The sequence below is a fragment of the Streptomyces sp. NPDC046909 genome (assembly GCF_040644695.1).
GTDB lineage: Bacteria > Actinomycetota > Actinomycetes > Streptomycetales > Streptomycetaceae > Streptomyces.
This window is the reverse complement of record NZ_JBEYXC010000011.1, coordinates 203973-216115: the sequence shown is the minus strand read 5'-3', so window position 1 is coordinate 216115 and position 12143 is coordinate 203973. Positions and strand designations below refer to the sequence as shown.

At 70.3% G+C, this 12143-nt stretch carries 7 protein-coding genes; 3 read left to right on the top strand and 4 right to left on the bottom strand.

Annotated elements, in window-relative coordinates:
• Position 1: 1 nt before the first annotated feature.
• Complete coding sequence (locus ABZ928_RS33210; RefSeq protein WP_361527130.1) at positions 2-1273, bottom strand: ADP-ribosylglycohydrolase family protein; 1272 nt, start codon at positions 1271-1273, stop codon at positions 2-4.
• The gene (locus ABZ928_RS33205) at positions 1270-2361 is read right to left on the bottom strand and encodes an ADP-ribosylglycohydrolase family protein (protein WP_361527128.1); all 1092 of its coding nucleotides are present in this window, start codon (positions 2359-2361) and stop codon (positions 1270-1272) included. The genes ABZ928_RS33210 and ABZ928_RS33205 overlap by 4 nt, the downstream gene beginning before the upstream one ends.
• Before the next feature lie 274 nt (positions 2362-2635).
• On the opposite strand from ABZ928_RS33205, the gene ABZ928_RS33200 reads away from it, so the two are divergent.
• The 3 genes from ABZ928_RS33200 (at position 2636) to ABZ928_RS33190 (ending at position 9793) form a co-directional block, all read left to right on the top strand.
• Positions 2636-3367, top strand: coding sequence for a VIT1/CCC1 transporter family protein (locus ABZ928_RS33200; RefSeq protein WP_361527126.1), 732 nt, complete (start codon positions 2636-2638; stop codon positions 3365-3367).
• Positions 3368-3738: 371 nt separating this feature from the next.
• On the top strand, positions 3739-8337 hold the full coding sequence (gltB, locus tag ABZ928_RS33195) for a glutamate synthase large subunit (protein ID WP_361527124.1): 4599 nt from the start codon (positions 3739-3741) through the stop codon (positions 8335-8337).
• Positions 8330-9793, top strand: coding sequence for a glutamate synthase subunit beta (locus ABZ928_RS33190; protein ID WP_361527122.1), 1464 nt, complete (start codon positions 8330-8332; stop codon positions 9791-9793). The genes gltB and ABZ928_RS33190 overlap by 8 nt, the downstream gene beginning before the upstream one ends.
• Positions 9794-9918: 125 nt before the next feature.
• Here ABZ928_RS33190 and ABZ928_RS33185 read toward each other — a convergent pair whose 3' ends face one another.
• Entirely contained in the window at positions 9919-10575 is a 657-nt protein-coding gene (locus tag ABZ928_RS33185) for a calcium-binding protein (RefSeq protein WP_361527121.1), read from the bottom strand.
• Positions 10572-11999, bottom strand: coding sequence for a UDP-N-acetylglucosamine 2-epimerase (non-hydrolyzing) (gene wecB / locus ABZ928_RS33180; RefSeq protein WP_361527119.1), 1428 nt, complete (start codon positions 11997-11999; stop codon positions 10572-10574). The genes ABZ928_RS33185 and wecB overlap by 4 nt, the downstream gene beginning before the upstream one ends.
• Between the last annotated feature and the right edge of the window lie 144 nt (positions 12000-12143).

The window sequence follows — 12143 nt, the reverse complement described above, 5'->3', positions numbered from 1 at the left end:
ATCATCCTCCTGGTGGGGCCGGTTGTGTGGCTTCCAGGAGTTCGGCGAGTTCTACGAGGTCGGTGCCGGTGAGACGGGGGAGGGCGCAGCCGGAGAGGGTGCGGCAGGTGTCTCGCCAGGTGGCGGGGATGGCTTCGCCGCCGCTCAGGGCACCGGTGAGGGCGCCGGTCAGGGCCGGGGCCGAGTCCGCGACGCGGGAGAGGCAGGCCGCGGCCGGGATCGCCTCGGCGATACGGCCCCTCGCGGCTGTGGCCAGGGCCAGGGCCACCGGGACCGTTTCGGCCGCCGCGATGCCGTAGCTGTAGACGTGGTCGACGATCTGGTGTTCCAAGAGGGGGATCAGGGCGAAGGCGTTCTCCGCGTCGTGGGCGAGTTTCAGGGCGTGGCGGGTGTTGCGGCCGATCTCTGTCTCCTCGGGGAGTTCGGTGAGGGCGGCGGTGGTGCAGGTGTCGATGTCCGCGCCGGTGAGGGCGAGGGAGAGGGCCGCCGCCATGGCTCTCGCGCCGTGTACGCCGTCGCCGTCCTGGGTGTAGCGGGCGTCGAACTCCGCCAGGTCCGCGGCGAGTTGGGGGGTGCCGGGGTGGGCTGTCGCCAGGACGCAGGCCCGGATGCAGGCCGCGTCGTCGAAGTAGTGGGGGTTGTCGTGGCCGGTGGCGGGTGGGCGTAGGCCGGTGGCGAGGTTGCCGAGGCCTGCGCGTACCGAGATGCGGGCCCTCAGGGGGAGGACGGCGGATTCGACCTCCGGGGCGCGGTCCGCTGCGGCGGCGACCTCGCTGGCCAGGGCGTTCCAGGTGAGGTCGATGGCGGCTCTTGTGCGGCGGGCCCTGCTGAGGTCGCCCAGGGCGGTGTCGTCGCCGGCTCTGAGGAGGGCCTCCGCTGCGAACGCCGCCCATTCGGCGTCGTCCGAGGGGCCGAGGCGGAGGGGTTCGGGGGGTTGGTTCAGGGCGATGGGGACGGGGAGGGTGGTTGTCGCGTTCTGTTCGGCGAAGGTGTCCAGTTCTCGGGTGAGGCGGCGGGTCCAGTCGGGCATGCGGGCGGCTCTGTGGCGGGCGGAGGGCCAGCCTGCGGCGTCGCCTGCGGCCAGGCCTAGCAGGAGGCCCTCGACGCGGCGGGCCGCGGCGCGTGCATGCGGCGGCAGTACGGCGCCAACGGCCTCGGCTTCGCCTTCGGTCCAGGTGTTCCCACCCGCACCACCCGTGCGACTCTCGTCGTCGGGTGCGGGTGGCCCCTGTGGGGCGGATTCGCCGTCGGCGGCCGCGGGTGCGCTTCTCATTCCGCCACCTCCAGCCCCTCGTCCGCCGCCAACGTGAACGCCGTAGCGTCCGGAAGCGGCCACGGCTGTTCGGCTTCGGGGCCCGGGCCTCGTACCGCGTCCGTCAAGCGGTCCGCCACGTCCAGTACGTGGTGGCCGGCCATTGCCGGGAGGCAGCTGCCTCTCGCTGGGCCGATGGCTGCCGCCCAGTCGGTCGGGATGGAGGAGGAGCCCCGGGTCGCGCCTGCCAGGGCTCCTGCCACTGCCGCCGTCGTGTCCGCGTCTCTGCCCATGTTCACCGCCGTGAGGACCGCGTCGACGAAGTCGCCGTCGGCTGCCGCGTACGCGCCGAAGGCCAGGGCGACGGCTTCCGGGGCCAGGTCGGTCCAGGGGTAGCCGCCGATGACCACGGCGGAGCGGACGGCTCGTTCGCCTCGGTGGGCCACCGCTACCGCGCGTCTCAGGGATCTGGCCGTCCAGGAGTCGTCCGGGATGACCGCCAGTGCCGATGCCACCACCGCGATCGTCGGGGCTCCCGCCATCGCCGCCGCCACGCCTGCCGCGACCGCCTGGCCGCCGTAGATGCCCTCGCCGTCGTGGCTCACCGAGCCGTCGATCGCCACCAGCCGCGCTGCTTCCGCCGGGCGGCCTGCCGCGTAGACGCCGAAGGGGGCCGCTCGCATCGCCAGGCCGTCGCTCCAGGCGTGGCGGTGCTGGGCGGAGATGGGGGCCGCGAGGCCTCTGCGGAGGTTCTCCAGGGTGCCGCGCTCGCTGAAGCCCGCACCTCGGAAGGGGCCCTCGTCGCGGTCGGCGATCCATTCGTGCCAGGCCGCCTCCACGTGGGCCGGGGTCAGGGCGGAGCCGTGGCGGGAGAGGAGGAGGCCGGAGAAGATCGCGTACTCCGTGTCGTCCGTGCCGGCCGGGGTGTCCGAGACGTAGCCCGTGATGCGGCCCCAGCGGGCGCGGATCTCCGACGGTTTCATGTTCTCCGCCGGGGCGCCCAGCGCGTCGCCCACGGCCAGGCCCAGCAGTGCGCCGCGGGCCCGTTCGCGGAGTCCGGTGGCGTCCCCGGGCGCCGGGACCGGGGGAATGCAGGCGATGGATGCCATACGCGGCCTCTCCTCCGGAGGCTCCGCGCGACAGGGGGCGGGGCCTTTGGGGATGTGTCCCACCCGGGCGCGTCACACGAGCATCCGGAGCCTCAGCGTCACCCGGTCGACATCTGAGCGGACTCTCGATCGTATGGGCATTCGAGGGTAAAACCGCAGGTTAGCCCAGCCTCCCCTTGCTGGCGGGCGGGAATTTCCGGACGTACAGTCGGGTTGTCGGTAATTAGAATCAGTCTAAAGTTAGCTTTGGCTTAGCTTCCCTGGGGGATCCGGAATGGCCATCATCGAGACCTCGGCGCCACTGCACGAGGCGCACCGCGACAACCACACCCACCGGGATGTCAATGGTGGGTGGCTGCGGCCCGCCGTCTTCGGGGCGATGGATGGGCTGGTTTCCAATCTCGCGTTGATGACCGGTGTCGCCGGGGGGTCCGTGGGGCAGCAGGCCATCGTTCTGACCGGGCTCGCCGGTCTTGCCGCCGGCGCCTTCTCCATGGCCGCCGGTGAGTACACCTCCGTCGCCTCGCAGCGGGAACTCGTCGAGGCCGAGCTGGATGTCGAGCGGCGGGAGCTGCGCAAGCATCCGCAGGATGAAGAGGCTGAGCTTGCCGCCCTGTATGAGGCCCGCGGTGTCGAGCCCTGGCTCTCCCGTGAAGTCGCCAAGCAGCTTTCCCGGGATCCCGAGCAGGCCCTTGAGATACACGCCCGTGAGGAGCTCGGGATCGACCCCGGGGATCTGCCCTCGCCGCTCGTCGCCGCCGTGTCGTCGTTCGGGGCGTTCGCGCTGGGGGCCCTGCTGCCCGTACTGCCTTATCTGCTGGGGGCCAGTGCGCTGTGGCCGGCCGTGCTGGTGGCGCTCGTCGGGCTGTTCGCGTGCGGTGCGGTCGTGGCGAAGGTGACCGCTCGGAGCTGGTGGTTCAGTGGGGTGCGGCAGCTCGCTCTCGGGGGTGCCGCGGCCGGTGTGACGTACGCCCTGGGCACTCTGTTCGGAACGGCCGTAGGATAAGCCGACTGGAACTTATGCGTTGGGCCGCATAAGTAGCCGTTACTCACTGGTTTCGAATGCTTAACCACTGGGCATGAGCCGTAAGCGCTGTGGGCAATGACGCCTGCCGCGCATCCGCGAGGTGGGCGACGCCGCTCCCCCCGCCCCCTGGACCGACAGACACTGATCTGTCCTGATCGGTCCCACACACTTCAAGCCACGTGCGCGACACCCCCCTCGCGACCTCGTGGCGTCCGCATGTTGGAACGGGGTATCCGGTTCCCGAGATCCGCTCCATCATGTAACCTGCACGAAATTTTGCGCACACGCAGAGGGCCAACGTCGTCCCTCGGCACGCAGACATGCCACTTGAGACGACGACGGGAGAGCCGATGCGTACGCCGCGCCAGCCGTCCCAGCACTCCGCGAATGGCCAGAACTGGTCCTTCATGGATGCTCGCCCTGCTGCGCAGGGTATGTACGACCCCCGCAACGAGAAGGACGCCTGTGGCGTCGGTTTCGTGGCCACCCTCACCGGCGAGGCGAGCCATGCGCTGGTCGAGCAGGCGCTCACGGTTCTGCGCAACCTGGAGCACCGCGGTGCCACCGGCTCCGAGCCCGACTCGGGTGACGGCGCGGGCATCCTGACCCAGGTCCCGGACGCGTTCTTCCGTGAGGTGGCCGGGTTCCAGCTGCCCGAGGCCGGTTCGTACGCCGTCGGCATCGCCTTCCTCCCGGAGGACGGGGCCGCCGAGGCCGTCTCGAGGATCGAGACCATCGCGGGCGAAGAGGGCCTCACCGTCCTCGGGTGGCGTGAGGTTCCCGTCGCTCCCGAGCTCCTCGGCGCCACCGCCCGGTCGACCATGCCCGTCTTCCGCGAGATATTCGTCGCCGACGGCGCCAGCTCCGGGATCGACCTCGACCGCAAGGCGTTCGTGCTGCGCAAGCGCGCCGAGCGCGAGGCCGACGTCTACTTCCCGTCGCTCTCCGCGCGCACGATCGTCTACAAGGGCATGCTGACCACCGGTCAGCTGGAGCCCTTCTTCCCGGACCTGTCCGACCGCCGCTTCGCCTCGGCCGTCGCCCTCGTCCACTCGCGCTTCTCCACGAACACCTTCCCGTCGTGGCCGCTCGCGCACCCCTACCGGTTCGTCGCGCACAACGGTGAGATCAACACCGTCAAGGGCAACCGCAACTGGATGGTCGCCCGCGAATCGCAGCTCGTCTCCGACCTGTTCGGGAACGACGAGAAGGCCCTTGAGCGCGTCTTCCCCGTGTGTACGCCGGACGCCTCCGACTCGGCGTCCTTCGACGAGGTGCTCGAACTGCTCCACCTCGGTGGGCGTTCGCTGCCGCACTCCGTGCTGATGATGATCCCGGAGGCGTGGGAGAACCACGACTCCATGGACCCGGCCCGGCGCGCCTTCTACCAGTACCACTCCACGATGATGGAGCCCTGGGACGGCCCGGCCTGTGTCACCTTCACCGACGGCACCCAGGTCGGTGCCGTGCTCGACCGCAACGGCCTGCGCCCCGGCCGCTACTGGGTCACCGACGACGGTCTCGTCGTGCTGGGTTCCGAGGTCGGCGTCCTCGACATCGACCCCGCCAAGGTCGTCCGCAAGGGCCGCCTCCAGCCCGGCAGGATGTTCCTCGTCGACACCGCCGAGCACCGCATCATCGAGGACGACGAGATCAAGGCGGAGCTCGCCGCCGCGGCCCCCTACGCGGAGTGGCTGGAGGCCGGCGAGATCGAGCTCTCCGACCTCCCCGAGCGCGAGCACATCGTGCACACCCACGCCTCGGTCACCCGCCGCCAGCAGACCTTCGGCTACACCGAGGAAGAGCTGCGCATCATCCTCGCGCCGATGGCCAAGACCGGCGGCGAGCCGCTCGGTTCGATGGGTACGGACTCGCCGATCGCCGCGCTGAGCGAGCGTCCGCGTCTCCTCTTCGACTACTTCACCCAGCTGTTCGCACAGGTCACCAACCCGCCGCTGGACGCGATCCGCGAGGAGCTCGTCACCTCGCTGCGCAGCTCCCTGGGCCCCCAGGGCAACCTGCTCGACCCGACGGCCGCCTCCTGCCGCAGCGTTGTCCTGCCCTTCCCGGTCATCGACAACGACGAGCTGGCCAAGCTCATCCACATCAACGCCGACGGCGACATGCCCGGCATGAAGGCCGCCACGCTCTCCGGCCTCTACCGGGTCTCCGGCGGCGGTGACGCCCTCGCCGCGCGCATCGACGAGATCTGCGCCGAGGCCGACGCCGCGATCGAGAACGGCGCCCGGCTGATCGTCCTCAGCGACCGGCACTCCGACGCCGAGCACGCGCCGATCCCGTCGCTGCTGCTCACCGCGGCCGTCCACCACCACCTCATCCGCACCAAGCAGCGCACCGAGGTGGGCCTGCTGGTCGAGGCCGGCGATGTCCGCGAGGTCCACCACGTCGCCCTGCTGATCGGCTTCGGCGCCGCGGCCGTCAACCCGTACCTGGCGATGGAGTCGGTGGAGGACCTGCTGCGCGCGGGCACCTTCATCAACGGCCTGGAGCCCGAGCAGGCGATCCGCAACCTGATCTACGCGCTCGGCAAGGGCGTCCTCAAGGTCATGTCCAAGATGGGCATCTCGACCGTCGCCTCCTACCGAGGCGCCCAGGTCTTCGAGGCCGTCGGTCTCGACACCGCCTTCGTCGAGAAGTACTTCAACGGCACGGCCACCAAGATCGGCGGCGTCGGCATCGACGTCATCGCCAAGGAGGTCGCCGCCCGGCACGCCAAGGCGTACCCCGCCTCGGGCATCGCTCCCGCGCACCGCGCGCTGGAGATAGGCGGCGAGTACCAGTGGCGCCGTGAGGGCGAGCCGCACCTGTTCGACCCGGAGACGGTCTTCCGCCTCCAGCACTCCACGCGCACCAACCGCTACGACATCTTCAAGAAGTACACGGACCGCGTGAACGAGCAGTCCGAGCGGCTGATGACCCTGCGCGGTCTCTTCGGCTTCAAGTCGGACCGGCCCTCGATCTCCATCGACGAGGTCGAGCCCGTCTCCGAGATCGTCAAGCGCTTCTCCACCGGCGCCATGTCGTACGGCTCCATCTCCAAGGAGGCGCACGAGACCCTCGCCATCGCCATGAACCAGCTGGGCGGCAAGTCCAACACCGGTGAGGGCGGCGAGGACCCGGAGCGTCTGTACGACCCGGCGCGCCGGTCCAGCATCAAGCAGGTCGCCTCCGGCCGCTTCGGTGTGACCTCCGAGTACCTGGTCAACGCGGACGACATCCAGATCAAGATGGCCCAGGGCGCCAAGCCCGGCGAGGGCGGCCAGCTGCCCGGCCACAAGGTCTACCCGTGGGTCGCGAAGACCCGTCACTCGACCCCGGGTGTCGGTCTGATCTCGCCGCCGCCGCACCACGACATCTACTCCATCGAGGACCTGGCCCAGCTGATCCACGACCTGAAGAACGCGAACCCGCAGGCGCGGATTCACGTGAAGCTGGTGTCGGAGGTCGGTGTCGGTACCGTCGCCGCGGGTGTGTCGAAGGCGCACGCGGACGTCGTCCTCATCTCCGGTCACGACGGTGGCACCGGTGCCTCTCCCCTCACCTCTCTGAAGCATGCCGGTGGTCCCTGGGAGCTGGGCCTCGCCGAGACCCAGCAGACCCTGCTGCTCAACGGCCTGCGCGACCGGATCGTCGTCCAGACGGACGGTCAGCTGAAGACCGGCCGTGACGTCGTCATCGCCGCGCTGCTCGGCGCCGAGGAGTTCGGTTTCGCGACCGCGCCGCTCGTCGTCTCCGGCTGCGTCATGATGCGCGTCTGCCACCTGGACACCTGCCCGGTCGGCATCGCCACCCAGAACCCGACCCTCCGGGACCGGTTCGCGGGCAAGGCCGAGTACGTCGTGAACTTCTTCCAGTTCATCGCCGAAGAGGTCCGCGAGATCCTCGCCGAGCTGGGCTTCCGCTCCATCGAGGAGGCCGTCGGCCAGGCCGGCACGCTGGACGTCGAGCGCGCGGTCAACCACTGGAAGGCGCAGGGCCTCGACCTGGCCCCGCTCTTCCACGTGCCCGAGCTGCCCGAGGGCGCCGCTCTGCACCAGGTGATCGAGCAGGACCACGGCCTGGAGAAGGCGCTCGACAACGAGCTCATCAAGCTCGCCGCCGACGCCCTCGCCGCGTCCAGCGCCACCGACGCCCAGCCGGTGCGCGCCCAGGTCGCGATCCGCAACATCAACCGCACGGTCGGCACCATGCTCGGCCACGAGGTGACGAAGAAGTTCGGCGGTGCGGGCCTGCCCGAGGACACCATCGACATCACCTTCACCGGCAGCGCCGGCCAGTCCTTCGGCGCCTTCCTCCCGCGCGGTGTCACGCTGCGCCTGGAGGGCGACGCCAACGACTACGTCGGCAAGGGTCTGTCGGGTGGCCGTGTCATCGTCCGCCCGGACCGGGGCGCCGACCACCTCGCCGAGTTCTCGACGATCGCGGGCAACACCATCGCGTACGGCGCGACCGGCGGCGAGCTCTTCCTGCGCGGTCGTACCGGTGAGCGCTTCTGCGTCCGCAACTCCGGTGCGCTGGTGGTCTCCGAGGGCGTGGGCGACCACGGCTGCGAGTACATGACCGGCGGTCACGCGGTGGTGCTCGGCGAGACGGGCCGCAACTTCGCGGCCGGCATGTCCGGCGGTATCGCGTACGTCATCGACCTCGACCGCGACAACGTCAACGTCGGCAACGTGAACGCCGTAGAGGCGCTGGACGACCAGGACAAGCAGTGGCTGCACGACGTGGTGCGCCGCCACGCCGAGGAGACCGGTTCGACGGTCGCCGAGAAGCTGCTCGTCGACTGGGACACGTCCGTGGAGCGCTTCAGCAAGATCATCCCCAGCACGTACAAGGCTGTGCTCGCCGCCAAGGCCGCCGCCGAGCAGGCCGGTCTCTCCGAGACCGAGATCACCGAGAAGATGATGGAGGCGGCGACCAATGGCTGACCCGAAGGGCTTCCTCAACCACGGCCGCGAGGTCGCCAAGTCCCGGCCCGTCGACGTCCGTCTGAAGGACTGGAACGAGGTCTACGTTCCGGGCTCGCTGCTTCCGATCATCTCGAAGCAGGCGTCCCGCTGCATGGACTGCGGCATCCCGTTCTGCCACAACGGCTGTCCGCTGGGGAACCTCATCCCCGAGTGGAACGACTACGCCTACCGCGAGGACTGGGCGGCGGCCTCGGAGCGGCTGCACGCGACCAACAACTTCCCCGAGTTCACGGGGCGGTTGTGCCCGGCTCCCTGCGAGTCGGCGTGTGTGCTCGGCATCAACCAGCCGGCCGTCACCATCAAGAACGTCGAGGTCTCGATCATCGACAAGGCGTGGGACAGCGGTGACGTCGAGCCGCAGGCCCCCGAGCGCCTGTCCGGCAAGACCGTCGCCGTCATCGGCTCGGGCCCGGCGGGTCTCGCCGCCGCCCAGCAGCTGACCCGGGCCGGTCACACGGTCGCCGTCTACGAGCGCGCCGACCGCGTCGGTGGTCTGCTCCGCTACGGCATCCCCGAGTTCAAGATGGAGAAGCGGCATATCAACCGCCGTATCGAGCAGATGCGCGCGGAGGGCACCCGCTTCCGTACCGGGATCGAGATCGGCCGCGACCTCAAGGCGACCGACCTGAAGAAGCGGTACGACGCGATCGTCATCGCCGCCGGTGCGACGACCGCGCGTGACCTGCCGGTGCCGGGCCGCGAGCTCAAGGGCATCCACCAGGCCATGGAGTACCTGCCGCTGGCCAACAAGGTGCAGGAGGGCGACTTCGTGGCGCCCCCCATCACCGCCGAGGGCAAGCACGTCGTGGTCATCGGCGGTGGCGACACCGGCGCCGACTGCGTGGGCACCGCCCACCGCCAGGGCGCGGCCTCGGTCACCCAGCTGGAGATCATGCCCCGCCCGAACGACGAGCGGAACGCGGTCTCGCAGCCCTGGCCGACCTTCCCGATGCTGTACAAGGTCACCTCCGCGCACGAGGAGGGCGGCGAGCGGGTCTACTCCGTCTCCACCACCCACTTCGAGGGCGACGAGGACGGCAACGTCCAGTGGCTGCACCTCAGCGAGGTCGAGTTCGTCGACGGCAAGCTGACCTCGAAGCCGGGCACCGAGCGCAAGATCCCCGCCCAGCTGGTGACGCTGGCGATGGGCTTCACGGGCACCGACCGCGAGAACGGCCTGGTCGAGCAGTTCGGCCTGGAGCTCGACGAGCGCGGCAACATCGCCCGCGACGCCGACTTCCGGACCAACGTGCCCGGCGTGTACGTCGCCGGTGACGCGGGCCGCGGCCAGTCCCTCATCGTGTGGGCAATCGCGGAGGGCCGCTCGGCCGCCCGCGGCGTCGACCGGTTCCTGACCGGGGCCAGCGATCTGCCGGCTCCGATCCGTCCGACGGACCGTTCCCTGATGGTCTGATCCGGCGGATCGACAGACGTCCCGTACAAAGGCGTACGGAACACTGACGGCGCCTGCCTTCCTCGTCCCCGACCGGACGGATGGCAGGCGCCGTCGCATGTCCAGGAAGTTGTTCAGGAGGCTGTTCAGGAGGCTTCGAGGCCCTTGAACTCCACCGTGGCGTCCTCCGAGTACGCGCCCACCCGCCCCTGGAGATAGGGGCGTTCGGCGTCGGTGAAGGTCACGAGCTGCTCGCCGTCCACCTCCACGGTGAGCACGGCGCCCTTCTGTTTCACCAGCACCTCGCTCCAGTCGCCCACCGGGTACTCCTCGTGCCCCGTGACCAGGAATCGCTGGCCGCCCGGATAGGCCGGGTCCCGTTTGCCCAGCTCCCAGCCGTTCGGCTTGAGGGTGATGTAGTAGAAGTGCTCCGGGTCGGTGTACGCCCAGACCAGCCACGGCACTTCCCACGGGTTCGGCTTCGGTTCGCGCAGCTGCTTCAGCGTCCGCATCCGCGCCTCGTAGCGCACGTCCGTGTAGGAGGCGGTGCTCACCACCAGGCCGGCGTGGGTGGTGCCGGGGTCCTCGGCGGCCATGGGGGAGAGGGTGAGCGAGGTGTCGTCGCCGTGGTTGGCGCCCATGCCGTTGAACACCGACAGCCAGCGGCCGTGCGTGGTCCCGTCGATCCAGGGCTTGGGGAGGGGAGCGCCGCCGCCCTGGCACTGGCTCACCGTGACGGCGACGATCGCGGCCAGGGTGAGAACCAGTGCCAGTCCGGTGACGCTGCGCCCCCTGCGTGTCATGCCGTCGAGTATGGCCCGGACGCCGTCAGCCCGACCGGGACATCGGCCGCGAAGTCCTCGGCCAGTTGGGCCAGGATCCGGCGCGCGGCCGTGCCGTCGCCGAACGGATTGCCGGCCCTCGCCATCCGCCGGTACTCCGCCGGGTCGTCGAGGAGCCTCTCCGCCCAGGTCACGATGGCGTCCGGGTCGGTGCCGACCAGCTGCGCCGCCCCGACCTCGACCGCCTCGGGCCGTTCGGTGGTGGTGCGCAGCACGAGCGCGGGCTTGCTGAGACTGGGCGCCTCCTCCTGGATCCCCCCGGAGTCGGTGAGCACGAGGTCGCACTCGGCGAGGGTCGCCGCGAAGTCCAGGTAACCGAGCGGCTCCACGAGCGAGATCCCCTCATGGCCGTCGAGTTCGGGCAGCAGCACGTCCCGTACGGCCGGGCTCTTGTGCAGCGGCAGCACGATCTCCACGTCCCCGCGCCGGGCGAGCCGCGTCAGCGCCCGTCCCATGCCGCGCATCCGCTCGCCCTGGTTCTCCCGGCGGTGCAGGGTGACCAGGATCCGTTTAGGTCCTCCCCGGCGGATCATGCCGGCGTCGCGGGCCCTGGCACGCGCTCCCCCAGAGGGGGCACCCTCAGCGGCGTTGTCGTCACTCTCCCCCACGCTCGACTTCGCTCGCGCGGGAGGGGCCCCCATCGCTCCGCGTCGCCCGCCGCGGGAGCGGCTGATGTCCACGTCTTCTCCGCCTTGCAGCTGCACGCACCAGACCCCGCTCGGGTCTGTGACCAGGCACTGGGCGTCGCAGCCGGCCTGATCCGCCGGGCAGGCCCTGGCGCCGGTGCGGAAGACCGAGGAGCCGGTGCCCTGGGCCAGGACCCACAGGAGGTTGTCGATGACCGTGTTGCCGGTGGTGAAGACCTGCTCCTCGGGGACGCCCTCGTCGGTCAGATGCCGGGCCGCGGCCGGGGTCGGGGCGAAGTGCCAGCGGGCGATGCGGCCGATGAGGCTGCGGTTGAGCTCCTCCGGGAACGGGTTGTCGATGACGCCGGTGCGCAGGCCGGCCTCGACATGGGCGACCGGGATCTTCTCGTAGAAGGCGGCGAGCGCGCCGGCCAGCGCGGTCGTGGTGTCCCCTTGGACCACGACCAGGTCGGGGCGTTGTTCTCGCATGGCCTCGCCGAGCTCCCGGACCAGGCGGGCGGTGAGGTCGGACAGCTGCTGCCGGCTGCGCATCACGTCGAGGGCGATACGGACGTCGACGCACAGCATGCCGAGCATCTGGTGGAGCATCTCGCGGTGCTGGCCGGTGGTGACGACGAGCGGTTCGAACTGCGGACTCGCGGCCATGGCCCGTGCCACGGGCGCCAGTTTGATCGCTTCCGGCCGGGTGCCGAGCACGAGCATGGCACGTACGGGCACGGCTGACGGGTGTGTGGACATGGGTGCCCCCCTTGGGCATGCGTGATCGGCGCAGCGACCACGTCGAGGGTGATGAGAGAGGTACTGGGAGAAGAGAGGACCCGCGCGGGGACCGGGCGCGGCCTGAATGTCCTCGGTCGAGCGGTCGAACGTCCGCTGAGTGGT

Excerpts from the sequence above, each read along its gene's own strand:
- ABZ928_RS33185 (WP_361527121.1), bottom strand. The coding sequence starts at position 10,575 with ATGACACGCAGGGGGCGCAGCGTCACCGGACTGGCACTGGTTCTCACC.
- ABZ928_RS33200 (WP_361527126.1), top strand. The coding sequence starts at position 2,636 with ATGGCCATCATCGAGACCTCGGCGCCACTGCACGAGGCGCACCGCGAC.
- wecB (WP_361527119.1), bottom strand. The coding sequence starts at position 11,999 with ATGTCCACACACCCGTCAGCCGTGCCCGTACGTGCCATGCTCGTGCTC.
- ABZ928_RS33210 (WP_361527130.1), bottom strand. The coding sequence starts at position 1,273 with ATGAGAAGCGCACCCGCGGCCGCCGACGGCGAATCCGCCCCACAGGGG.
- gltB (WP_361527124.1), top strand. The coding sequence starts at position 3,739 with ATGCGTACGCCGCGCCAGCCGTCCCAGCACTCCGCGAATGGCCAGAAC.
- ABZ928_RS33205 (WP_361527128.1), bottom strand. The coding sequence starts at position 2,361 with ATGGCATCCATCGCCTGCATTCCCCCGGTCCCGGCGCCCGGGGACGCC.
- ABZ928_RS33190 (WP_361527122.1), top strand. The coding sequence starts at position 8,330 with ATGGCTGACCCGAAGGGCTTCCTCAACCACGGCCGCGAGGTCGCCAAG.